Below are 22,564 nucleotides of genomic sequence, written 5' to 3' on the forward strand. Positions count from 1 at the left end.
TGTGGAGCGTGCGCATGGTGATGAATCGATCGATGGTTGCGATGCTGGCCGCTGCGCTGGGCATTGCCTGTGCCGGATCGGGCGTGAGCGCGAGCTACGTCGTGGCGCACCCCGGTCTTTCGCATCGGGAGGTGCTGCCCGTGGCGTCTGCGTTGCGCCCCGGCGCTCGGCCCTGGTGGTCAGCCTTCCAGAGCGAGGCCCTGAACGCACTGATTGCGCAGGCCGGCCGCGCCGCGGGCGCTGGCGAGCGCCCGGATGCGCCGGCCGCGGAGATCGGCGTCTCGGCGGCCTACGTGGCGGTGGTTGTCCAGACGCTGCGCCTGACCTACCTCGAGAGCGCGCTCATTGCAGTGCGCCGCCAGTCGCAACTCATCGCCGCCAGTGCGGCGTTGCACGACGACTTCAGCAAGGAACTGGTGCGACGCGAAACTGGCGCCGCGGCGGCGATGAAGAAGATCGATGCGCAGCGCGAGGCGAACCTCGCTTTCCTCGTGGCGCGCTGCGGCCTGCCGGAAGCGGCGTTGAAAAAGACGATTGCCGACGAGGTCGCGCAGCGCAGGCTGCCCCGTTTCTCGGCCTCGCTGCCGCAGGCAGTGCCCGCTGCGCTGCTGGCCAATCGCGACGACATCCAGCTGGCGGCGTCGCTCTATGGCATCGAGCCGCAGGCCTTGCTCGTGGGCACCATCGACGCCGCGCGGGACAGTGGCGACGGCGGCGACAGCGATCCGCCGGCCGAGGCGGCGCTTCCCGGCTATCCGCTTTTCCCGCAGGCCGTGGCGCGGGGCCGCGCGGAGGTGGCCGAGGCCTTGCGACGGCTGCAGGCATCGAACGACATGGCCGCCGATGCGAGCGGGCGGGCGCGCCGGGCGAAAGACGAATTCGAGCGCTCGAAGGTGCGGATGAGCCGCGGGGACATGTCGGAAGTCCAGATGCTGGAAGACTTCCAGGGCCTGATGCTCGACCGGCAGCGCCTGGCCGCAGCCGATGGCGAACTGGCCATCGCCTGGATCGCACTCATCGCCAGCCTGGGGAGCCAGGCGCCGGTGGTGCTGCGCGGAGGTTTTGCGCCGGACGCCACCGCTTTGCGCGGACGGCCCGGGCTGGTCGGAAGTTTTTGAGACCTAGGTGCCGAAGCGGTTCGCGTCCGCCGGCAGCGCCGCCGCGGCCAGCCCGCGCAGCACGTCGCCCACCACGATCACCGCGGGGCTCGCGAGCCCGGCTTCGGCGATGCGTGCCTGCAGGCCGTCGAGCGTGGTCGCGATGTGGCGCTGGTGCGGCAGGCTCGCGTGCTGCACCACGGCCACCGGCGTGTCGCCGGGCAGGCCGTGCAGCAGCTCGCGCTCGATGTGGCGGGCACCCGCCACGCCCATGTAGATCACCAGCGTGAGGCGCGCGTTGTGCGCCATGGCGGCCAGCGCGCGCCAGTCGGTCGGGTCTTCCTGCGCGCCCGCGCCGGTCTTGGCGTGGCCGGTGACGAACACCACGCCCTGCGCATGGTCGCGGTGCGTGAGCGGCACGCCCAGCGAGGTCACTGCCGCCAGACCGGCGGTGATGCCGTTGACCACCGCGCATTCGATGCCCGCTTCGCGCAGGTGCTCCACCTCTTCGCCGCCGCGTCCGAAGATGAACGGGTCGCCGCCCTTCAGGCGCACCACGGTCTCGCCTTCGCGCACCGCGGTGATCATGAGCCGCTCGATGAAGGCCTGCGGCGTGCTCTTGCAGCCGCCGCGCTTGCCCACGTGCACGATGCGCGCGCCGGGGCGGGCGTAGGCCAGGATCTCTTCGCTCACGAGGTCGTCGACCAGCAGCACCGTGGCGGCCTGGATCGCCTTGACGGCCTTGATGGTCAGCAGTTCCGGGTCGCCAGGGCCGGCGCCCACCAGCGTGCATACGTGGTTCTCCCCCAGGCTTCGCGCACTTCGTGTCGCTTCTCCTTCCCCCTCACCGGGGGCAACACCTGCGGCCGGGCGAAGCCCGTTCCGCGGTGTTTCTGGGGTTGGTCGTGTCGGTTTCATATGTGGGATGCCAGTTGCTTGATGTGCCCGACCTGTGCGGCGATGGCTTCGGGCACGGGAAGCTCGCCGTTCAATACGCGTCGCGTGTAGTCGGCCGTGGTGGCGACGTCGATTTCCTTGGGCAGCCCGGGCACCTCGGCCGCGGTACCGCTGGCCTGCGCCTGCAGTTCGGTGCGCGCGCCGCGCACGAAGCCGTCGATCTGCGCGGTGCGGCGCGGATCGGACACCACCTCGCCTTCGAGCCCGCGCGAGAGCAGGGCGGTGGTGCCCATCAGCTCGAAGGTCTCGGCCATGGTGCGCGCGTATTCGGGGTGCGTGTAGCTGGCCACCACCACCGCGGGGCCGGCCGTGGGCTGCATCAGCTTGACCACGCTGTGGCCGGGGTTGCGCAGGCCGACCACGCGGCGCACGTCGAGCAGGCGTTTGAGCGCCGGGTTCAGCAGCTCGGTCGCGGCGAAGCCCACGGTACCGTCGGCGATGGGGCCGATGGCGGTCATGGGCGGCACGTCGAGCGCGGCGAGCACGTTCGAGGCGAGCACGCGTGCGGTTTCGGTGGCGCTGCCGTGCACCAGCACCGGCAGGCCTTCGCGGGCCAGCAGCAGCGCCAGGAGCGGGGTGAGCACCGGCAGCTTGCGCGCGCCGTTGTAGCTGGGCAGCACGATGAGCGCGCGGTCGCCGGCGGGAATGCGGTGCAGCCGCGCATGCGTGGCGTCGAGGAAACCGGCCATCTCCTCGGGCGTCTCGCCCTTGATGCGCATCGCCAGGCAGAAGCCGCCGATCTCCAGGTCGGTGACGGTGCCGTCCAGCACCTGGCCGAACAGGTCGGTGGCCTGTTCGCGCGTGAGCGGCCTGGCGCCTCGCGCGCCGCGGCCGATTTCCTTGATGTATTGGCTGATTCCCATGGGTAGGCGGATTGTCCTGCAACGCTTATGCCGGAATGTGAGTCGGCTTATGCCCCCTCGGGAATGGCCTCGGCGGGCGCCATGCGGATCATGCGTTTGAGCTCCGGAATGCACGAGCCGCAGTTCGTGCCGCATTTCAGCGTTCCCTGCAGGGCGGCCAGCCGCTCGTCGGGCGTGCCGCCGCAGCGGCCCAGTTCGGCCTGGATCGCCAGGTCGGTCACGTTCAAGCAGGTGCAGACCGGCTTTCCGCGCGATTGCACCGCCAGCGGCGCGCGGGCGCCGGGCGAGAGCAGCAGCCGGCCGTAGCTCTGCGCGGGCAGTTCCTCCCGCAGCAGCGTGGCGATCCAGGCTTCGGCGCTGGTGTCGCCCGCGAGCAGGAAGGCTTCCAGGCCGGCGCTCTGGTCGGCGCGGCGCACCAGCCGTGCCGAGCGGCGCTGGCCGCGCCGGCGGTCGGCGTAGCGCAGGGTGTCGGGGCTTTGCAGGCCGAGCAACCCTTCGATCTGCTCGAGCAACGCATCGGCCGGCGCATCGTGCGCGGCCGCGCGAAACAGGAGGCCGCTGCGCTCGGCGCCCGCCGCGTCCCTGGTGCTGCCCGAGAACGGCACGCAGGTGGCGAACGGAAACATCGCCATCAGCGGCTGCAGCGTGCGGTGGGCCGCCAGCACCTCGTCGGGGGGCAGCCAACCCATTGCGAGCAGCGACCACGGCAGCTCGGCCTTGAGGATCTTCACCGCCGTGTGCTTGAGTTCCGGCTGCTTCGAGGTGGGGCAGTAGGCCGGCGTGGTGAGCGCGTTGATGCCGGCCAGCCGCGTGCCGGTCGACGAGCAGCCGCTCAGGTACTCCTCGCCCCAGTGCATTGCGACGAAGGCCTGGCTCAAGCCGATCTCGGCGCTGCCGCGCGCGGTCAGCAGGATCGAGCCGCGCCTGGATGTCAGGTGCACCAGGTCGCCTTCGCCGATCTGGCGCCGCGCCATGTCCTGCGGGTTCATCTGCACCATGGGCTCGGCCACGTGGCCGAACAGGCGCGGGGCGGTGCCGGTGCGGCTCATGCCGTGCCACTGGTCGCGCAGGCGCCCGGTGTTGAGCGAGAAGGGATAGCGCGCCTCGCGGGCCTCGGCCACCGGCGTGTAGGGCGTGTCGGCGAAGCGGGCGCGGCCATCGGGCGTGGGGAACACGCCGTCTTCGTACAGGCGCACCCGGCCGCTGCTTTCGCCTTCCTTCAGCGGCCATTGCTGCGGGCCGGCGTCGTCGAGCATCGCGTAGCTCAGGCCGGTGATGTCCAGGTCGCGCCCGCGCGTGGTTTCGCGGTGTTCGTTCCAGACCGATTCGGCGGTGTCGTAGGGAAAGAGCGTGCCCGCACGGCCGAGCCGCTCTTCGAGGCGGCGCGCGAAGTCCGTGGCGATCGACCAGTCGTGCCGCGTCTCGCCCGGCGCGGCGATGGCAGGGCGCACGCGGGAGATGCGGCGCTCGCTGTTGGTCACGCTGCCGTCCTTCTCGCCCCAGGTGGTGGCGGGCAGCAGCAGGTCGGCGAAGGCGCAGGTGGCGGTGGTGGAGAAGGCCTCCTGCACCACCACGAATTCGGCGCGCTCCAGCGCGCGGCGTACCGTGGCCTGGTCGGGCATCGACTGGGCGGGGTTGGTGCAGGCGATCCACAGCGCGCGGATCTCGCCGTCGGCGGCGGCCTGGAACATGTCCACGGCCGTCTTGCCGGGCTTCGATGGCACCGAGGGCACGCCCCAGAGCGCGGCCACCTCGGCGCGGTGCGCGGGGTTGGCCAGGTCGCGGTGCGCGCTCAGCAGGTTGGCCAGGCCGCCCACTTCGCGCCCCCCCATCGCATTGGGCTGGCCGGTGAGCGAGAACGGGCCGGCGCCGGGCTTGCCGATCTGGCCGGTGGCCAGGTGCAGGTTGATCAGCGCGGCATTCTTCGCCGTGCCGCTCGCGGACTGGTTCAGGCCCTGGCAATAGAGGCTCAGCGTGGCGGGGGAGGTGGCGAACAGGCGCGCAGCCGCCATCAGGTCGTCCTTCGAGATGCCGCAGACCTGCGCCACCTTGTCGGGCGTGCATTCGCGCACCGTGGCCTTCAGCGCATCGAAGCCGCTGGTGTGGGCCGCGATGTACTTCGCATCGGTCCAGCCTTCCCACAGCATCAGGTGCAGCATGCCGTTGAACAGCATCACATCGGTGCCGGGCTGGATCGGCAGGAACAGGTCGGCGATTTCGACCGTGTCGGTGCGGCGCGGGTCGGCCACGACGATCTTGAGCGCGGGGTTCGCGGCCTTCGCATCCTCGATGCGGCGAAAAAGAATCGGATGCGCCCACGCGGTGTTGCTGCCCACGATGAAAAGGCACTCGGCATGCTTCAGGTCGTCGTAGCAGGCCGGTGGCGCGTCGGCGCCCAGCGTCTGCTTGTAGCCGGCAACGGCGCTGCTCATGCACAGGCGCGAGTTCGTGTCCACGTTGTTGGTGCCGACCAGGCCCTTGGCGAGCTTGTTGAAGACGTAGTAGTCCTCCGTCAGCAACTGGCCCGAGATGTAGAAGCCGACAGCGTCCGGCCCATGGTCCTGAATGACCTGCGCGAACTTGCCCGCGGCGTTGTCCAGCGCCGTGTCCCATGAAACGACCATCGGCGCCTCCCCGCGCACGATGCGTTGCAGCGGCTGCAGCAGCCGCGCCTGCAGCGTGACCGGCGCGCTGGCCGTCAGGTGCAGCGTCGAGCCCTTGGTGCAGAGGCGCCCGAAGTTGGCCGGGTGGTCGGGGTCGCCGCGCACGCCGGTGATCTGCGCGCCGTCGGATTCGATGATCACGCCGCAGCCGACGCCGCAATAGGGGCAGGTGGAGCGCGTATCAGCCATGGCGTGAGGAGTGAAGGAGGCTGCGGCGTTCACATTCACCGCACAGCGGACCGCCGCAGGCGAGTCCGCAGCCGACGCCGCAATAGGGGCAGGTGGAGCGCGTCTCTTGCACCATGGTCGATTCAGCTTTCTTCGGTGGACAAGATGGCCATCGTGGCGAAGGGCCTGGGCCCCGCGACCGGGCGTTCCAGGTCGATGGCGTGCGTCGCGAGCTCGCCCGCGTCCAGGTGGACGATGCCACCTTCCACTTTCACCGCGAACTTCGGCGTGCAGCCTTCATCGGGCGACTTCGCGCAGCCGTCGTCCAGCCCGAGGGTCCAGTTGTGCAGCGGGCAGGCCACGCTGGTGCCGAACACGATGCCCTGGCTCAGCGGGCCGCCCTTGTGCGGGCAGCGGTCGAGCAGCGCGAAGACCTGGTCCTCGGCATTGCGGAACACGGCGACGTCCACCCCCGCGGGCCGCGCCACACGCCGGGCGCCGAGCACGGGGATGTCGTCGATGCGGCAGATGGCTTTCCATTCGCTCATGGCAGGCGTCCTTTCAGGCGGGGTGGATGGCATCGGCCGGCACCATCGGCACCGACAGCGGCGCGAACTGCCGCACGTCCACCGAGGCCTCGGCCGACTCGAACCACGGATCGGGCTCGCCGTCGAGCGCGAACTGCAGCCGCTCCCAGAGCGCCTTGCGGCCTTCCGCGTCTTCGAGGATCTTTTTCTTCACGTGGTCCAGGCCCACGCGCGAGATGTAGTGCACCGTGCGCTCCAGGTACCAGCCTTCCTCGCGGTACAGCTGCAGGAAGGCGCCCGCGTGCTCCATCACCTCGGCGGCCGTCTTCACCTTCACGAGGAACTGCGCCACCTCGGTCTTGATGCCGCCGTTGCCGCCCACGTAGAGCTCCCAGCCCGAGTCGACGCCGATGACGCCCACGTCCTTGATGCCGGCTTCGGCGCAGTTGCGCGGACAGCCGGACACGGCCAGCTTCACCTTGTGCGGCGAGTACATGGCCCAGAGCGCGCGCTCCAGGTCCTTGCCCATCTGCGTGCTGTCCTGCGTGCCGAAGCGGCACCACTCGCTGCCCACGCAGGTCTTCACCGTTCGCAGCGACTTGGCGTAGGCGAAGCCCGAGGGCATGCCGATGTCCTTCCACACGCCTTCCAGGTCCTCCTTCTTCACGCCCAGCAGGTCGATGCGCTGGCCGCCGGTGACCTTGACGGTCGGAATCCTGTACTTGTCGGCCGCGTCCGCAATGCGCCGCAGCTCGTCGGGCGTGGTATGGCCGCCCCACATGCGCGGAATGACCGAGTAGGTGCCGTCCTTCTGGATGTTCGCGTGGCTGCGCTCGTTGACGAAGCGGCTTTGCGGGTCGTCCTTCGCCTCCTTGGGCCAGGTGCTGATCAGGTAGTAGTTGACGGCCGGGCGGCAGGTGGCGCAGCCGTTGGGCGTGCGCCAGCCGAGGTTGCGGTAGACCTCGTCGTGCGTGAGCCAGTGGTCCTTGCGGATCGCGTCGCGCACGTCCTGGTGGCTCGCATCGGTGCAGCCGCAGATGGCCTTCTTCTTCGGCGTGGCCGAGTAGTCGCCGCCCGCGGTGAACATCAGGATCTGCTCGACCAAACCGGTGCACGAGCCGCAGCTGGCGCTCGCCTTGGTGTGCTTCTTCACCTCGTCGAGCGTGAAGAGGCCCTTGTCCTTGATCGCCTTGCAGATGGTGCCCTTGCTCACGCCGTTGCAGCCGCACACCTCGGCATCGTCGGGCATGCTCGCGGCCTTGTTGTGGCCCTCGTGGCCGGTGTCGCCGATGTTCGATTCGCCGAACATCAGCCTGTCGCGGATGTCGTGCACGCTGCGGCCATCGCGCAGCAGCTTGAAGTACCAGCTGCCATCGACTGTGTCGCCGTAGAGGCAGGCGCCGACCAGCTTGTCGTCCTTGAGCACCAGCTTCTTATAGACGCCGCCGAAGGGGTCGCTCATCACGATTTCCTCGGTGCCTTCGCCGCCCATGAATTCACCGGCGCTGAAGAGGTCGATGCCCGTCACCTTGAGCTTGGTGGAGGTGAGCGAGCCCAGGTAGCGGCCGATGCCGAACTGCGCCAGGTGGTTGGCCGCAACCTTGGCCTGTTCGAACAATGGTGCGACCAGGCCGTAGGCGATGCCGCGGTGCGCCGCGCATTCGCCCACCGAGTAGATGCGCGCATCGGTCACGGTCTGCAGGGTGTCGGTGACCACGATGCCGCGGTTGCAGTGCAGACGCATCTTCTCGGCCAGCTCGACGTTGGGGCGGATGCCCACGGCCATGACCACCAGGTCGGCCGCGACCTCGGTGCCGTCCTTGAAGCGGATGGCCTTGACGCGGCCCTCTTCGTTGCCCACCATGTCCTGCGTCTGCGCGCCCATCAGGAACTTGAGGCCACGGTCTTCGAGCGACTTCTGCAGCAGCTTGCCCGCCACGTCGTCCAGCTGGCGCTCCATGAGCCAGGGCATGACGTGCACCACGGTCACCTTCATGCCGCGCAGCATGAGACCGTTGGCCGCTTCCAGGCCCAGGAGGCCGCCGCCGATGACCACCGCGTTCTTGTGCGTGCGCGCGGTCTCGATCATGTAGTCGGTGTCGGCGATGTCGCGGTAGGCGATCACGCCCTTCAGGTCCTTGCCGGGCACGGGCAGCATGAAGGGGTTGGAGCCGGTGCACATCAGCAGGCGGTCGTAAGGTGCCTCGGTGCCGTCCTCGGCGCGCACGATGCGCTTGACGCGGTCGACCTCGACCACCTTCTTGCCGGCGTGCAGGGTGATGTGGTTGTCGCTGTACCACTCCCAGCTGTTGAGCACGATCTCCTCGACCGTCTGCTCGCCCGCGAGCACGGGCGACAGCAGGATGCGGTTGTAGTTGGGGTGCGGCTCCGCGCCGAAGACGGTGATGTCGTAGAGGTCGGGCGCGATCTTCAGGAGCTCTTCGAGCGTGCGCACGCCGGCCATGCCGTTGCCGACCATCACGAGTTTCATTTTCTTCATGGGGCTGGACCTTTCCTTGAAATCAAGCGAACGAGAGCCCGCGGCGCGCTCGCACTCGCGCCGTCGTCGTGGGGCAGAGGTCGTGACGCCGGTCGACCGGCTGCCGCTGCGTCAGGCTGCGGTTTTCTCTACATGCGCCTGGCGCGTGTAGAGGAAATCGATCACCGCCTTGCGCGCATGCACATAAGCCGGGTCTTCCGCCAGCTCGACGCGGTTGCGCGGGCGCGCGATGTCCACCGCCAGCACGTCGCCGATGGTGGCGGCCGGACCGTTGGTGAGCATTACGATGCGGTCGCTCAGGAGCACGGCTTCGTCCACGTCGTGCGTGACCATGACCACGGTGCTGTGCGTCTTCTGCACGATGGCGAGCAGTTCGTCCTGCAGCTTGGCGCGGGTGAGTGCGTCCAGGGCGCCGAAGGGTTCGTCCATCAGCAGCACCTTGGGCTCCATCGACAGCGCCCGGGCGATGCCCACGCGCTGCTTCATGCCGCCGGAGATTTCGCCGGGGCGCTTCTGCGCGGCGGGCGTAAGGCCGACGAGCGCCAGTGCCGCATCGGTGCGCTCGCGCAGTTGCGCCTTGCTCTCCGTCGCTGCGAACACGCGTTCGACCGCGAGGTACACGTTCTCGAAGCAGGTGAGCCAAGGCAAGAGCGAATGGTTCTGGAACACGACGGCGCGCTCGGGCCCGGGGCCCTTGATTTCCTTGTTCGCGCAAAGGAGCACGCCCTGCGTCGGCGTCGTGAGCCCGGCGATCAGGTTCAGCAGCGTCGACTTGCCGCAGCCCGAGTGCCCGATGAGCGTGATGAACTCGCCCTTGGCGACGTTCAGGTTGATGTTGCGCAGCGCGAGGAAGCTGCCCTTTGCAGTCTTGAAGCGCTGCTCGACGTCGCGGATCTCGATGTACTTCGAATCGTCGTTCATTGCAAACCTCCGCGCAGCAGCGCTGCGGTATTCGCCTTCGGAGCGGCCGTGCGGCTCATGACTTCACCTCTTCGAACGTGAATGCGGTGGCCAGCTTGATGAGCGCGAACTCCAGCACCAGGCCGACGATGCCGATCACGAAGATCGCGATGATGATGTTGGCGACGTTCAGGTTGTTCCACTCGTCCCACACCCAGAAGCCGATGCCCACGCCGCCGGTCAGCATCTCGGCCGCGACGATCACCAGCCACGCGGTGCCCACCGCCAGGCGAACGCCGGTGAGCATGTAGGGCAACACGGCGGGGAAGAGGATCTTGGTGAGGATCTTCCACTCGGACAGGTTGAGCACCTTGGCCACGTTCATGTAGTCGCTCGGCACGCGCTGCACGCCCACGGCGGTGTTGATGACCATCGGCCAGATCGAGCAGATGAAGATGGTCCAGATGGCCGCTGGGTTCGCGCCCTTGAACACCAGGAGGCCGATGGGCAGCCACGCGAGCGGCGACACCGGGCGCAAGAGGCTGATCAGCGGATTGAACATGCGCGCGAGGAACTCGAAGCGCCCGATCGCGAAGCCCGCCGGAATGCCCACCAGCGCCGCGAGGCCGAAGCCCAGCGCCACGCGCTGCAGCGACGAGAGCACGTTCCAGCCCACGCCCTGGTCGTTCGGGCCGTTGCTGTAGAACGGATCGCTGAACACCGTCGTCGCCTGCTGCCAGGTGGCCGCCGGCGAGGGGAAACCGGTGGTGCTCTTCATGGCCACGATTTCCCAGATCAGCACCAGCAGGCCGAAGCCCGCGAGCGGCGGCAGCACGCGCATCCAGAAGGCGCGAAAGTCCAGGGGCGTTCGTTGCTTCGGCTGCTTCTGCGCTTCGGCAAGCGGAGCAGGCGGGGGGAGCGTTTCGGTACGGCCCTCTCCCGCGCGCGGGAGGGGAAGGGGGGCCTCGACAGGCGAATGAAAGACGGCGCTGACCATGTCGTTCTCCCTATGCATGGATCTTGAAGGAGTCGGCGTACTTCTTCGGGTCCTTGCCGTCCCAGACGGTGCCGTCCATCAGCTTGCTGGTGCGCATCGGGTCCTTGGGCACGCTCACCTTCATGGCGCCGGCTACGTCCTTGTACATGTCGATCTGGTTGATCTGCTTGGCCACCGCGAGGTAGTCGGGGTGCTCCTTCAGGATGCCCCAGCGCTTGTGCTGCGTGAGGAACCACATGCCGTCCGACAGGTAGGGGAAGTTCACCGCGCCGTCGTCGAAGAACTTCATGTGGTTGGGGTCGTCCCAGGTCTTGCCCATGCCGTTTTCGTAGCGCCCGAGGATGCGCTGGTTGATGGCGTCGACGCTGGTGTTGATGTAGCTCTTCTGGGCCACCGTGTCGGCCATCTTCGCCTTGTTCTGGAGGTTGGCGTCGATCCACTTGCTGGCCTCCATCACGGCCATCATCACGGCGCGGCAGGTGTTGGGGTTGGCCTTGACGTACTCGGCGCGGGTGCCGAGCACCTTCTCGGGATGGTCTTTCCAGATGTCCTGCGTGGTGATCGCAGTGACGCCGATCTTGTCGATGATCGCGCGCTGGCCCCAGGGCTCGCCGACGCAGAAACCGTCCATGTTGCCCACGCGCATGTTGGCCACCATCTGCGGCGGCGGCACCACGATCACCTTGGCATCGGCCACCGGGCTGATGCCGGCGGAGGCCAGCCAGTAGTTGAGCCACATCGTGTGGGTGCTGGTGGGGAAGGTGCCGGCGAAGGTGTATTCGCGCTTCTCCTTGGCCATGAGCTTGGCGAGCGACGGCGCGTCCACCGCGCCCTTGTCCGCCAGCGCCTTCGACAGCGTGATGGCCTGGCCGTTGCGGTTCAGGCCCATGAGCACCGCCATGTCCTTCTTCGGGCCGCCGACGCCGACGTGCACACCGTAGACGAGGCCGTAGAGCACGTGGGCCATGTCGAGCTCGCCACTCACGAGCTTGTCGCGCACGCCGGCCCAGCTGGCTTCCTTGCTGGGAACGATCTTCACGCCGTACTTCTTGTCGATGCCCAGCACCGAGGCCATCACCACGCTGGCGCAGTCGGTCAGCGGGATGAAGCCGATCTTCACTTCTTCTTTCTCGGGCTTGTCCGAGCCCTGGGCCCAGACGGCGGCGCGCAGCGCGGGGTCGATGCCCACGGCGCCGATGGCGGCGGCTTGCAGTACGCGGCGGCGGCTGAGGCGGGTTTTCAGCAGGTCGGTCATGAGGGCGGGCTCCGGTTGAAGAACGAACAAAAGGCAAAGTCAAAAACAAAAAAGGCGTCCCGACCACGCAGGGGCTGCTCGCGAACGAGAGCCCTTGCGGGATGGGGACGCCTTTGTCCGATGCGGTGGGTGACACCCGCCGTTGGGTGCCGCCTGCCTGTAGACCACGAAGGGTCTTATGTATTCACTTACGCAAACTGCGTGCCAGTGGTTGCGGGGTGTGCGGTGCTATCGAAAAAGTAGCTCGAGCACACGGTGTGTGCAGGCAGAAATGCCGCCGGATGCCACCGGCCATCGAAAGCACGTTTTTGTGCGTTGCACCAACTTGAAACGCTTTCAGCGGGGCGCACGGGCATCAGGCATGGGCAGGTAGTCGGCCATGGCGAGCATCGACTCGGCCACGTCGACCAGCCGACGCTTCTGGTTCATGGCGGTCTGGCGAAGCATCTTGTGGGCCTCGTCCTCGGAGAGGCGCCGGTGCGCCATCAGGAGGCCCTTGGCGCGCTCGACCACCTTGCGCTCGTTGAGCGAGGCGCGCACGGTCTGCAGTTCGTCGCTCATGGCCTGCAGGCGCTGCGACTGCTCCTGCACCATGTCGAGCACCGAGCGTTCGAGGAGGCGGCCGTAGGGGGCGGGGGACACGGCCTGGGTGCCCGCATCGTCGAAGAACAGGGCACCGCCGGACTGCGGCGCCAGCGTGCCGAGCAATTCCCGGTAGGCCGCAAGGTCGGTGCGCGCCTGCGCCGTCTTGCGGTTGCAGAGGGCACGCAGGTCGGCGGCCAGGCGGTCTTCGACCGTGCGCATGGCGTCGATGCGGCGCGTGCAGCAGTCGAACCAGTTCTGGCTCAGCTGGCTGTGCTGCGCATCGGGCACCGCGAGTGCGGCGACCGGGGCGACCGGGACGGCCAGCGTGGTGCCGACGCGGCGCAGGCGTTCGAGCTCGGCCATCGTGGCGTTCGACTCGCTCTCGCGCCAGAGCGCCAGCACCTGGTCGCTGGAGAAATCGGTGAAGACGTGAAAGCACCGCTCCTGCGATTCGATGAGGTGCAGCCACTGCACGCGCTGCGCCTCGTTGCTGCGGCCCAGCGCCAGCGTGGCGGCGCCGAAGGCGCGCTCCTGGCCCGCGAATTCCTTGCCCTGCATGAAGTTGAACATGGCGACCAGGAGGCGCGAGATCTCGGGGTCGGTGGCACCGTCGGCCGCCTCGAACACCACGGCCAGCAGGCCGGCGACCAGCTTGGCGAAGGCCGCGGTGGATTGCGTCGGCGCCAGTTCGAGCGCGCCGACGCGCTGGCGCAGCGCGGGCAGGGCGTCCAGCCCCGGCAGCACCCAGGCGATGCGGCTGAACAGGCGCGCGCTGTTGCCGGCACTGGCGCGCTGGCGGGCCTCGGTCTCCAGCTGGTCGAAGCCGTTGCGCACCGCCTGCTCGAGCGCCTGGCATTCGGCGATCTGCGGATCGCGCTGGTCGGCAAAGCGCTGGCCGCGCGAGGCGAGGAACACGTTGGACATGCCGCGCTCGCGCTGCAGCGCATGCACCAGCCGGCCGATCAGGCCGACCAGCTCGCTGGTGCGGGCGAGCTGGTCGAGTTCGTCGATTTCGCACTGGCGGGCGGCGATCAGGAAATGCAGGCCGGATTTCATGGGGGGGTGAAGAAGGGGGACGCACGCCGTTGCTGCAACATCCGTGCCTCTGCTTTCGCCCGGCCCGCGGTTGCCCCTTCGCGGGCACCGCCGTGCGGGCGCCACCTACACTCGCCGGATGCTCTTGTTGGGAATCGAATCATCCTGCGACGAGACCGGCGTGGCGCTGGTCGAGTCGCACGGCGACGCGCTGCCGGTGCTGCTTTCGCACGCGCTGCACAGCCAGATCGTCATGCACCAGGCCTACGGCGGCGTGGTGCCCGAACTGGCCAGCCGCGACCACATCCGCCGCGTGCTGCCGCTGACCGAAACCGTGATGGCCGAGGCCGGGCGCTCGCTCGGCGAGATCGACGTGGTGGCCTACACGCGCGGGCCGGGGCTTGCCGGCGCGCTGCTGGTGGGCGCCGGCGTGGCTTGCGCATTGGGCGTGGCATTGGGCAAGCCGGTGCTGGGCGTGCATCACCTCGAAGGGCATCTGCTGTCGCCGTTCCTGAGCGCCGATCCGCCTGAATTCCCGTTCGTCGCGCTGCTGGTGTCGGGTGGCCATACCCAACTGATGCGGGTCGACGGCGTGGGCCGCTACGAATTGCTCGGCGAAACCATCGACGATGCGGCCGGCGAGGCCTTCGACAAGAGCGCCAAGCTCATGGGCCTGCCGTACCCGGGCGGCCCATGGCTCGCGAAGCTGGCCGAAGGCGGCAGCGCAACGGCGTTCAAGCTGCCGCGGCCGCTGCTGCACAGCGGCGATCTGGATTTTTCATTTGCGGGCCTGAAGACCGCGGTGCTCACGCAGGCCAAGAAGCTGGGCGACCAGCTCGAGGCGAACAAGGCCGATCTCGCGGCGTCCACGCAGGCGGCGATCGTCGAGGTGCTGCTGAAGAAATCGCTCGCCGCGCTCGACCAGACCGGGCTCAAGCGCCTGGTGGTGGCCGGTGGCGTGGGCGCGAACAAGAACCTTCGCGAGCAGCTCAATGCGGCGTGCGCCAAGCGACGCGTGCGCGTGCACTACCCCGAGCTGCACCTGTGCACGGACAACGGCGCCATGATCGCCATGGCGGCCGCCATGCGGCTGCAATCGGGCATCTCGCAGGCCAGCGCGCGCTACGCCTTCGACGTCAAGCCGCGATGGCCCATGGCTTCGCTGGCGGCGGAGGCGCCGCCATTGCCTGAGACTGCGTAACCGGTTGGCGCGGCCGGCCCTGCAAGGGCAGGGGCAGCACCTCCAACATGCTGCGCCAGAGCTCGCGCCACTGCGGCCAGTCGTGCCCGCCTTCGGTCGTGAAGACGCGGCCCGGCGGCAGCGCGTCGGCCAGCAGTCGGTGGTTGCCCGCAAAGCGGTCGTTGAGGCCGAAGCCCAGGTACAGCGGCGGCAGGTTCCTGGAGGGCTGGGCCTCCAGGTACTGCTGGAAGAAGGGCCAGAGCTTGCGGTCGGGTTCCTCGTCGGGCTGGGGACCGGTGGGCGCATGCCATGTGCGCAGGCCCCCGGCCTTCTGGATCTCCGCGCCGAGCACGCGGCGCCCGAGGTAGGGCGCGAGGGCGACGATGCCGTCCACAGAACCTGGCCGCGCCAGCTCGTGGATCAGCGCGCCGAAGCCGCCGATGGAAATGCCCACGAGCCAGATCGAGGTGTAGCCCCGGGCGCGCTGCGGCTCGATGACGTCCGCCTGCAGGCGATCGCTAAGGGTCTGGTCGTAGTAGTAGGAGACGTCGGCGTCGACCAGCATCGCGTCGGCGGCCAGATGGCGCTCCCTGACGGCGCTGATGAAGCCGTGACGCTCGAACTCCTCGGGTTTGAGGTACGCGCCGGGCAAGAAGACCAGGAGCGTTTCGGACCGTTCGTCGTCGGTGGCTGACCGCAGGTGCGTGTTCATGGTGCCTTGAGGGGCACCCCGGCCCGCACCGGCACGAAATTCGATGCGTTTGCGAGACGCCCACGAAGAAGAAAGTACTAGAAAAACGTCACATCATGTGACGTTATCCAGCGCTATTGTGAATAAGGTGCTTGTTTAAAGTCAAAAACAAGCCACTACTAACATTTTCCTCTTGTGGGCATAGACCGTCTTAGTTGATTTGCAACTGGGAGGCCTGGCTCACCGGCGCGAGCTTGCCGAGCTTGAGCGTGAGCACGCCATTCTCCAGCTTGGCTTGGCTCGCCGCGACATCGATGTCCTGCGGCAGTTCGTAGGCGGCCTTGAACTGGCGCTTGGCTTCGGCCTTGCTGTCGATGCGCACCACGGCGCCTTCGATGCTGATTGCGAGGTCTTCGCGCGAGAGGCCCGGCACGTCCAGCGAAAGGGTCCAGCTCGTGTCGTCCTGCTCCACCAGCGGCGAGCGGCGGGGTGCGGCGAAGGCGTCGTTCACGAAGCGTTCGAAGGCGCGGTCCTGCGAGCGGGGAACGAAGCGGGTGGTGCGGATGGTGGGTGCGAAAAACATGATGAAGAGCTCCTGAATGAACACAATGGGGACAAGGAATGTGTGTCCCTTACACTGCGCGGCCATTCAATCCTGAGTGCCGCTTGACACCTCATCTAGGCGCAGCCGCACGCGTTTCAAGACGATGACTCCCCCCTTTATTTGGCGCCGACGGGCCTTGAAATTCGCGGCGCTGGCGCTATGCGCGACCCCCCTCGCGGGGCTTGCACAAACCCCGATCGCGCCACCTGCACCCATCCGTCTTGCGTTGATCGAAAGCATGAGCGGGCCCTTCGCGAACACGGGCGAGGCGGTGTTCCGCAACCTGCTGTGGGCGGTGGAGCGCGTCAACGCGCGCGGCGGCGTGAAGCTGCCCGGTGGCGCGCGCCCGCTGCAGCTGGACCGCTACGACAGCAAGGGCCAGAACGAAGAGGCGCTCTCCGCGTTGCGCGCCGCCATGGACGACGGCGCGCGCATCGTGCTGCAGGGCAACTCGTCGGCCACCGCGGCGGCGCTGGTCGATGCCATCGACAAGAACAACGAGCGCGACCCCGCGCGGCGCGTGATCTTCCTGAACTACGCGGCGGTCGATCCGGCGCTGACCAACGAGCGCTGCAGCTTCTGGCACTTTCGCTTCGACGCCCACGCCGACATGCGCGTGGCGGCGCTGATGGACGTGGTGAAGGACGACGCCGCGCTCAAACGCACCTACCTGATCGGGCAGGACTACAGCTTCGGCCAGGCGGTGCTGCGCGAGGTGCGCCGACAGCTGGGCGTACAGCGGCCCGACGTGGAGATCGTCGGCGACGAACTGCACCCGATGGGCAAGGTGAAGGACTTCGCGCCCTACGCCACCAAGATCCTCGCAAGCGGCGCGCAGGCGGTGTTCACCGGCAACTGGGGCAACGACCTCACGCTGCTCGTGAAGGCCGCGCGCGAGGCGGGATTCAACGGCACGTTCTATACCTTCTACGGCAACGCGCTCGGCGCGCCCGCGGCCATCGGCGATGCGGGCATCGGCCGCGTGGTGGCGGTGGCCGACTGGCTGCCCAACGTGCAGACCGTGCAGTCGGAGGCCTTCTATCGCGCGTTCCGTGCGCGCTTTCCGAAGCCCGCGGACGACTACGTGCACATGCGGATGCAACTGCTCGTCGAGTCGCTCGCGCAGGCCGTCGAGCGCGCGGGCAGCGTCGATGCGGTGGCGGTGGCGCGCGCGCTGGAGCAGGCCGACGTGAGCCTCTACGGCCAGCGCGGCCGCATGCGCGCTGCGGACCATCAATTCCAGCAGCAGCTGGTGGTCGGCGTGATGGACAGGCAGGGCAAGCCCGGTGTGCAGTTCGACGTCGAGGGCTCGGGCTACGGCTTTCGCGTGATCAAGACGATCGCCCCGGAGCGCGCCGAGCTGCCGACATCGTGCAAGATGAAACGACCATGACGAACAGGACAAAAGCCGATGCGTGAAGCCATCCACAACCTCGAAGCCTCCAGGATCCGCGAGGTGGCCAATGCGGGCCTGGGCCGCGACGACGTGCTCGCCTTCTGGTTCGGCGAGAGCGACGAGGTCACGCCCGAGGTGATCCGCCAGGCGGCCATCGAGTCGCTGCAGCGCGGCGAGACTTTCTATGCCCACAACCTCGGCCTGCCGGAGTTGCGCGAGGCGATCGCGCGCTACACCAGCGCGCTGCATCCGGCGGTCGACGCCTCGCGCATCGCCGTCACCTCGGGCGGCGTGAGCGCGCTGATGCTGGCGGTGCAGGCGCTGGTCGATGCGGGCGACGACGTGGTCGCGGTGACGCCGGTGTGGCCCAACCTCACGGCGCAGCCCGCGATCATGGGCGCGCATGTGCGCTCGGTGCCGCTGGTGCCGGTCGAAGGGCAGTGGACGCTCGACCTCCCAGCGCTGCGCGCCGCGGTCACGCCGAAGACGAAGCTCTTGATCGTCAACGCGCCCAACAACCCCACCGGCTGGACGATGACGCGCGACGAGCAGCAGGCCGTGCTCGACCATTGCCGCCAGACCGGCACCTGGATCCTCGCCGACGAGGTGTACGAGCGGCTCTATTTCGAGCCGTCGACGAACGGCTGCGCGCCGAGATTTCTCGACATCTCCAGGCCCGATGACCGGCTTGTCGTGACGCACAGTTTCTCCAAGAGTTTCCTGATGACCGGATGGCGCCTCGGCTGGCTGGTGCTGCCGCCCGCGATGGTCGATGGCATCGGCAAGCTGATCGAGTTCAACACCTCCTGTGCCAGCGTGTTCACGCAGCGCGCGGCCATCGCGGCGATTGAGCACACGGCACAGATCACGCCGCGCGTGGTCGCGCACCTGAAGCTGTGCCGCGACACGCTGGTGCCGCTGCTGGCAGCGGTGCCCGGTGTGCAAGTCGCGCCGGCCAAGGGCGGCATGTATGCCTTCTTCCGGCTCGAAGGTTTCGGCGATTCGCTCGACGTCGCCAAGCGGCTGGTGGTCGAGGCGGGCCTCGGGCTCGCACCCGGCAACGCCTTCGCGCCGGAGGCGCAGGGCTGGCTGCGCTGGTGCTTTGCATCGAAAGACCCGCAGCGGCTGGTGCAGGGCGTGGAGCGGCTGCGCCAGTGGCTCGCGGCACAGCCGCAGCGCAAGGGCTGATCCGGCCTGCAATTTCGTTCAATACGCGGCGCTCGCGGCCCGCGAAGCTTGGCCTTTCTTCGAGAGCGAAAGGTCATGCATGTCGGAACGAATCAAGGGAATGGCGCTGTGCGCGCTGGCGATGGTCATGGTGGGCAGCACCGTCGTCGCCAGCAAGATCATTGCGAGCGGCCTGCCGCCATTCACAGCCACCGCGCTGCGGTTTGCGATGGCGCTACCGGTGTTTCTGGTGCTGCTGCGGCTGACCCGCACGGCGTGGCCGCGGCCGGATCGGCGCGACCTGGCACTGCTCGTGTGCCAGGCCGGACTGGGCAGCGTGGGCTACACGGTCTTGCTGATCATGGGCGTGCGCTGGGCGCCGGCGGCCAGCGCGGGCGTCGTGGCGGGCACGCTGCCGGCCGTGGCGGCGCTGGTGGCCGTGCTGGCTTTGCGCGAGCGGCCGGGGCGTTATCTGATCGGCAGCATCGTGCTGGCAACGGCAGGGGTGCTGGCGATCAGTTGGCCGGGGGAGGGCTCCGCAGGGGACTCAAAATCCCCCGCCGCCATGGCCGGCAACCTGCTGGTGCTGGGCGCGGTCGTCTGCGAGGCGATGTTCATCCTGCTCAACAAGCGCCTGCGGGTGCCGGTGCGGCCTCTGGCGCTGTCGACGCTGATGACGGCATTCGGGTTGCTGCTGTCGCTGGTTCCCGCGCTGTTCGAGCGCGCCTGGGAACACCCGTTGCCGAACGACGCCCTGATTGGCGTCGCCTACTACGCGCTGGTGCCGACGGTGCTGGGTTTCGTCCTCTGGTTTGCCGGATCGGCCCGGTTGAAGGGGGCGGAGGCGGCGCTTTTCACGGCGCTCCTGCCGGTTTCGGCGCTGATACTGGCGGCGCTCTGGTTGGGCGAAAGTATCAGCCTGGCGCAGATCGGCGGTGCGGTCTGCGTGCTGGGTGCCGTAGGGCTTGCTTCGCTCGATGGAAGGGGTGGGAAGCGCCCGGAAAGCCCCCTCAGGCCCGCCGAGCTATAATCCCGAGGCTTTGCATGCCGCAAGGCGCACGGTGAGGGCAGTTCCAGCGCTCACCGCAAGTCAAACATCCCGGAACAAGGAAATTCAACATGATCGCAGCCTCCATCAAGGCCGAAGTCGTCAAAGACAACGCCCGCGCCGCCAACGACACTGGTAGCCCAGAAGTGCAAGTCGCACTGCTGACCGCCCGTATCAACGAGCTCACCCCCCACTTCAAGACGCATGCCAAGGACCACCACGGTCGTCGCGGCCTGCTGCGCATGGTGAGCCGCCGCCGCAAGCTCCTGGACTACCTCAAGTCCAAGGACGCTGAACGTTACACCGCGCTGATCGCCAAGCTGGGTCTGCGCAAGTAAACCGAATCGCATGAAAAAACGCCTGGGTTAGTCCGCTAGCTCAGGCGTTTTTTACTTCGCGATCCACTTTCGGAGTGCCAAAACAGAGCGAAGCTGTGTCATTCCAATGAAGTTCGCCCCGAGCTTCGCTGGAATGGCATCGTGTTCTGAGACAGCCTCCGCCCCTTGCGAACCCTGTGTGGTTCGCTACTAAAACAGGAGCAAACATGAGCCTCTTCAACAAAGTCACCAAGTCCTTCCAATGGGGCGACAAGACTGTCGTCATGGAAACGGGCGAAGTCGCCCGCCAGGCCAATGGCGCCGTGCTGGTCGACATCGACGGCACCGTGATCCTGGCGACCGTGGTCGCCTCCAAGTCGGCCAAGCCGGGACAAGATTTCTTCCCGCTGACCGTCGACTACATCGAGAAGACCTACGCCGCGGGCAAGATCCCCGGCAGCTTCTTCAAGCGCGAAGCCAAGCCCAGCGAACACGAAACGCTGACCAGCCGCCTGATCGACCGTCCGATCCGCCCGCTGTTCCCCGAAGGCTTCCTGAACGAAGTGCACGTGGTCATCCACACCGTGTCGCTCAACCCTGAAGTCGACGCCGACATCGCCGCCATGATCGGCGTGAGCGCCGCTCTGTCGATCTCCGGCATCCCGTTCAGCGGCCCCATCGGTGCTGCCCGCGTGGGCTACATCAACGGCCAGTACGTGCTGAATCCGGGCCAGACGGCCCGCAAGGATTCGCAGATGGACCTCGTCGTCGCCGGCACGCAAGCTGCCGTGCTGATGGTCGAGTCCGAAGCCCAGCAACTGAGCGAAGAAATCATGCTCGGCGGCGTGGTGTTCGGCCACGAGCAGGCCGGCATCGCGATCAATGCGATCCATGACCTCGTGCGCGACGCCGGCAAGCCGGTGTGGGACTGGCAGGCACCAGCCGAAGACGAAGCCTTCGTCGCCAAGGTCAAGGGCCTGGCCGAAGAAAAGCTGCGCGCCGTCTATCAAATTCGCAGCAAGCAAGCCCGCACGCAAGCCCTGCGCGAAGCCAATGCCAGCGTGATGGCCTCGCTCAAGGAAAGCGGCGAGCCCTTCGACGCAGGCAAGGTCAACGACCTGCTGTTCTCGATCGAATCGAAGATCGTGCGCAGCCAGATCCTGTCGGGCGAGCCCCGCATCGACGGCCGCGACACGCGCACCGTGCGCCCCATCGAGATCCGCAATTCCGTGCTGCCGCGCACCCACGGTTCGGCCCTGTTCACGCGCGGTGAAACCCAAGCGCTGGTCATCACCACGCTGGGCACCGAACGCGACGCGCAGCGCATCGACGCGCTGGCCGGCGAGTACGAAGACCGCTTCCTGTTCCACTACAACATGCCTCCCTTCGCCACCGGCGAAGTGGGCCGCATGGGCTCGACCAAGCGCCGCGAAATCGGCCATGGCCGCCTGGCAAAGCGCGCGCTCGTCGCCGTGCTGCCGACCAAGGAAGAATTCCCGTACACCGTTCGCGTGGTGTCGGAAATCACCGAGTCGAACGGCTCTTCGTCGATGGCTTCGGTCTGCGGCGGCTGCCTCTCGATGATGGATGCGGGCGTGCCGATGAAGGCGCACGTGGCCGGCATCGCCATGGGCCTGATCAAGGAAGACAACCGCTTCGCCGTGCTGACCGACATCCTGGGCGATGAAGATCACCTGGGCGACATGGACTTCAAGGTTGCGGGCACCACCAACGGCATCACCGCGCTGCAGATGGACATCAAGATCCAGGGCATCACCAAGGAAATCATGCAGGTCGCACTGGCGCAGGCCAAGGAAGCGCGCATGCACATCCTGGGCAAGATGCAGGAAGCCATGGGCGAGGCCAAGGCCGAAGTCTCCAGCTTCGCTCCGCGCCTGACCACGCTGAAGATCAACCCCGAGAAGATCCGCGACGTGATCGGCAAGGGCGGCTCGGTCATCCGTGGCCTGCAGGAAGAAACCGGTACGACGATCAACATCGACGAAGACGGCACGATCACCATCGCTTCGACCGATCCTGAAAAGGCCGAGTTCGCCAAGCGCCGCATCGAGCAGATCACGGCCGAAGTCGAAATCGGCAAGGTCTACGAAGGCCCGGTCACCAAGATCCTGGACTTCGGCGCGCTCATCAACCTGCTGCCCGGCAAGGACGGCCTGCTGCACATCAGCCAGATCGCGCACGAACGCGTCGAGAAGGTGACCGACTATCTGAGCGAAGGCCAGATCGTGAAGGTCAAGGTTCTGGAAACCGATGAAAAGGGCCGCGTCAAGCTGTCCATGAAGGCCCTGACCGAGCGCCCGGCCGGCATGGAATACAGCGAGCGCCCGCCGCGTGAAGACCGTGGCGATCGCGGCGACCGTGGCGGCGAGCGCCGTGAGCGTTCGGACCGTGGCGATCGCGGCGGCGACCGTGGTGGTGACCGTGGCGAGCGCGCACCGCGCTTCAACGACCAGCAGCAGCAACCGCGCAACGAGCAGCAACAGGCTCCGGCCGGCGAGCAGCAGCCGCAAGCACCGCGCGAGCCTCAGGAGTAAGAAGGGCGCAACGGCAGTTCTTGCTGCCGTTGCTATCTTTTGAACAGCTAGCTGCGCCC

The 22,564-nt window shown here is 67.6% G+C and carries 18 protein-coding genes; 7 read left to right on the top strand and 11 right to left on the bottom strand.

Annotated features, from left to right (window positions below; all coding sequences use genetic code 11):
- Positions 1 to 14 precede the first annotated feature (14 nt).
- On the top strand, positions 15 to 1,118 hold the full coding sequence (locus BM133_RS01930; RefSeq protein ID WP_093431265.1) for a hypothetical protein: 1,104 nt from the start codon (positions 15 to 17) through the stop codon (positions 1,116 to 1,118).
- Between the two features lie 3 nt (positions 1,119 to 1,121).
- Here the strand turns inward: BM133_RS01930 and cobA are convergent, their stop codons facing one another.
- From cobA to BM133_RS01975, 9 genes are all read right to left on the bottom strand, one after another.
- Positions 1,122 to 1,880 carry a uroporphyrinogen-III C-methyltransferase gene (cobA, locus tag BM133_RS01935; RefSeq protein ID WP_371286302.1) on the bottom strand — a complete coding sequence of 253 codons (759 nt, stop codon included), beginning with the start codon at positions 1,878 to 1,880 and terminating at the stop codon, positions 1,122 to 1,124.
- A 131-nt stretch (positions 1,881 to 2,011) separates the two neighbouring features.
- Entirely contained in the window at positions 2,012 to 2,917 is a 906-nt protein-coding gene (gene ybiB / locus BM133_RS01940) for a DNA-binding protein YbiB (RefSeq protein ID WP_093431266.1), read from the bottom strand.
- Between the two features lie 47 nt (positions 2,918 to 2,964).
- Positions 2,965 to 5,769 carry a nitrate reductase gene (locus BM133_RS01945; protein ID WP_093431267.1) on the bottom strand — a complete coding sequence of 935 codons (2,805 nt, stop codon included), beginning with the start codon at positions 5,767 to 5,769 and terminating at the stop codon, positions 2,965 to 2,967.
- Positions 5,770 to 5,891: 122 nt separating this feature from the next.
- Positions 5,892 to 6,296 carry a nitrite reductase small subunit NirD gene (gene nirD, locus BM133_RS01950; protein ID WP_093431268.1) on the bottom strand — a complete coding sequence of 135 codons (405 nt, stop codon included), beginning with the start codon at positions 6,294 to 6,296 and terminating at the stop codon, positions 5,892 to 5,894.
- A gap of 13 nt (positions 6,297 to 6,309) precedes the next feature.
- Positions 6,310 to 8,775 carry a nitrite reductase large subunit NirB gene (nirB, locus tag BM133_RS01955; protein WP_093431270.1) on the bottom strand — a complete coding sequence of 822 codons (2,466 nt, stop codon included), beginning with the start codon at positions 8,773 to 8,775 and terminating at the stop codon, positions 6,310 to 6,312.
- 111 nt (positions 8,776 to 8,886) lie between these two features.
- A complete protein-coding gene (locus tag BM133_RS01960; RefSeq protein WP_093431271.1) occupies positions 8,887 to 9,696 on the bottom strand; it encodes an ABC transporter ATP-binding protein in 810 nt (269 codons plus the stop codon).
- Between the two features lie 55 nt (positions 9,697 to 9,751).
- On the bottom strand, positions 9,752 to 10,672 hold the full coding sequence (ntrB, locus tag BM133_RS01965) for a nitrate ABC transporter permease (protein ID WP_093431273.1): 921 nt from the start codon (positions 10,670 to 10,672) through the stop codon (positions 9,752 to 9,754).
- A 10-nt stretch (positions 10,673 to 10,682) separates the two neighbouring features.
- On the bottom strand, positions 10,683 to 11,927 hold the full coding sequence (locus tag BM133_RS01970; protein WP_093431274.1) for a CmpA/NrtA family ABC transporter substrate-binding protein: 1,245 nt from the start codon (positions 11,925 to 11,927) through the stop codon (positions 10,683 to 10,685).
- Between the two features lie 336 nt (positions 11,928 to 12,263).
- Positions 12,264 to 13,568 (bottom strand): nitrate regulatory protein, encoded by a 1,305-nt coding sequence (locus BM133_RS01975; RefSeq protein WP_093431276.1) that lies wholly within the window; start codon positions 13,566 to 13,568, stop codon positions 12,264 to 12,266.
- Between the two features lie 118 nt (positions 13,569 to 13,686).
- On the opposite strand from BM133_RS01975, the gene tsaD reads away from it, so the two are divergent.
- On the top strand, positions 13,687 to 14,748 hold the full coding sequence (tsaD, locus tag BM133_RS01980) for a tRNA (adenosine(37)-N6)-threonylcarbamoyltransferase complex transferase subunit TsaD (protein ID WP_093431277.1): 1,062 nt from the start codon (positions 13,687 to 13,689) through the stop codon (positions 14,746 to 14,748).
- On the opposite strand, the gene BM133_RS01985 is transcribed toward tsaD, so the two are convergent.
- Positions 14,684 to 15,439, bottom strand: coding sequence for an alpha/beta hydrolase-fold protein (locus BM133_RS01985; protein WP_093431279.1), 756 nt, complete (start codon positions 15,437 to 15,439; stop codon positions 14,684 to 14,686). The two genes, tsaD and BM133_RS01985, sit on opposite strands and share 65 nt — an antisense overlap.
- Positions 15,440 to 15,629: 190 nt before the next feature.
- Positions 15,630 to 16,001 carry an Hsp20/alpha crystallin family protein gene (locus BM133_RS01990; RefSeq protein ID WP_093434966.1) on the bottom strand — a complete coding sequence of 124 codons (372 nt, stop codon included), beginning with the start codon at positions 15,999 to 16,001 and terminating at the stop codon, positions 15,630 to 15,632.
- Positions 16,002 to 16,125: 124 nt separating this feature from the next.
- Here BM133_RS01990 and BM133_RS01995 point away from each other — a divergent pair, with 124 nt between their 5' ends.
- The 5 genes from BM133_RS01995 to pnp all read left to right on the top strand — a co-directional run bounded on the left by BM133_RS01995 (position 16,126) and on the right by pnp (position 22,505).
- Entirely contained in the window at positions 16,126 to 17,415 is a 1,290-nt protein-coding gene (locus tag BM133_RS01995; RefSeq protein ID WP_093431280.1) for a branched-chain amino acid ABC transporter substrate-binding protein, read from the top strand.
- A gap of 18 nt (positions 17,416 to 17,433) precedes the next feature.
- Positions 17,434 to 18,606 (top strand): pyridoxal phosphate-dependent aminotransferase, encoded by a 1,173-nt coding sequence (locus BM133_RS02000; protein WP_093431282.1) that lies wholly within the window; start codon positions 17,434 to 17,436, stop codon positions 18,604 to 18,606.
- Between the two features lie 79 nt (positions 18,607 to 18,685).
- Positions 18,686 to 19,615, top strand: coding sequence for a DMT family transporter (locus BM133_RS02005; protein WP_093431284.1), 930 nt, complete (start codon positions 18,686 to 18,688; stop codon positions 19,613 to 19,615).
- Between the two features lie 89 nt (positions 19,616 to 19,704).
- Positions 19,705 to 19,971, top strand: a complete 267-nt coding sequence (rpsO, locus tag BM133_RS02010; RefSeq protein ID WP_056579564.1) for a 30S ribosomal protein S15 — start codon at positions 19,705 to 19,707, stop codon at positions 19,969 to 19,971.
- A gap of 206 nt (positions 19,972 to 20,177) precedes the next feature.
- Positions 20,178 to 22,505 (top strand): polyribonucleotide nucleotidyltransferase, encoded by a 2,328-nt coding sequence (pnp, locus tag BM133_RS02015; protein WP_093431286.1) that lies wholly within the window; start codon positions 20,178 to 20,180, stop codon positions 22,503 to 22,505.
- The last annotated feature ends 59 nt before the right edge of the window (positions 22,506 to 22,564 follow it).

Origin of the sequence: Variovorax sp. 770b2 (assembly GCF_900115685.1) — a bacterium.
Lineage (GTDB): Bacteria > Pseudomonadota > Gammaproteobacteria > Burkholderiales > Burkholderiaceae_C > Variovorax.

What these genes read in the sequence shown, in the direction of transcription:
- BM133_RS01975 (WP_093431276.1), bottom strand. Translation starts at nt 13,568, where the DNA reads ATGAAATCCGGCCTGCATTTCCTGATCGCCGCCCGCCAGTGCGAAATC.
- BM133_RS01970 (WP_093431274.1), bottom strand. Translation starts at nt 11,927, where the DNA reads ATGACCGACCTGCTGAAAACCCGCCTCAGCCGCCGCCGCGTACTGCAA.
- BM133_RS01960 (WP_093431271.1), bottom strand. Translation starts at nt 9,696, where the DNA reads ATGAACGACGATTCGAAGTACATCGAGATCCGCGACGTCGAGCAGCGC.
- BM133_RS01985 (WP_093431279.1), bottom strand. Translation starts at nt 15,439, where the DNA reads ATGAACACGCACCTGCGGTCAGCCACCGACGACGAACGGTCCGAAACG.
- pnp (WP_093431286.1), top strand. Translation starts at nt 20,178, where the DNA reads ATGAGCCTCTTCAACAAAGTCACCAAGTCCTTCCAATGGGGCGACAAG.
- nirB (WP_093431270.1), bottom strand. Translation starts at nt 8,775, where the DNA reads ATGAAGAAAATGAAACTCGTGATGGTCGGCAACGGCATGGCCGGCGTG.
- BM133_RS01945 (WP_093431267.1), bottom strand. Translation starts at nt 5,769, where the DNA reads ATGGCTGATACGCGCTCCACCTGCCCCTATTGCGGCGTCGGCTGCGGC.
- BM133_RS01990 (WP_093434966.1), bottom strand. Translation starts at nt 16,001, where the DNA reads ATGTTTTTCGCACCCACCATCCGCACCACCCGCTTCGTTCCCCGCTCG.
- nirD (WP_093431268.1), bottom strand. Translation starts at nt 6,296, where the DNA reads ATGAGCGAATGGAAAGCCATCTGCCGCATCGACGACATCCCCGTGCTC.
- BM133_RS02000 (WP_093431282.1), top strand. Translation starts at nt 17,434, where the DNA reads ATGCGTGAAGCCATCCACAACCTCGAAGCCTCCAGGATCCGCGAGGTG.
- BM133_RS02005 (WP_093431284.1), top strand. Translation starts at nt 18,686, where the DNA reads ATGTCGGAACGAATCAAGGGAATGGCGCTGTGCGCGCTGGCGATGGTC.
- BM133_RS01930 (WP_093431265.1), top strand. Translation starts at nt 15, where the DNA reads ATGGTGATGAATCGATCGATGGTTGCGATGCTGGCCGCTGCGCTGGGC.
- rpsO (WP_056579564.1), top strand. Translation starts at nt 19,705, where the DNA reads ATGATCGCAGCCTCCATCAAGGCCGAAGTCGTCAAAGACAACGCCCGC.
- ybiB (WP_093431266.1), bottom strand. Translation starts at nt 2,917, where the DNA reads ATGGGAATCAGCCAATACATCAAGGAAATCGGCCGCGGCGCGCGAGGC.
- ntrB (WP_093431273.1), bottom strand. Translation starts at nt 10,672, where the DNA reads ATGGTCAGCGCCGTCTTTCATTCGCCTGTCGAGGCCCCCCTTCCCCTC.
- BM133_RS01995 (WP_093431280.1), top strand. Translation starts at nt 16,126, where the DNA reads ATGACTCCCCCCTTTATTTGGCGCCGACGGGCCTTGAAATTCGCGGCG.
- tsaD (WP_093431277.1), top strand. Translation starts at nt 13,687, where the DNA reads ATGCTCTTGTTGGGAATCGAATCATCCTGCGACGAGACCGGCGTGGCG.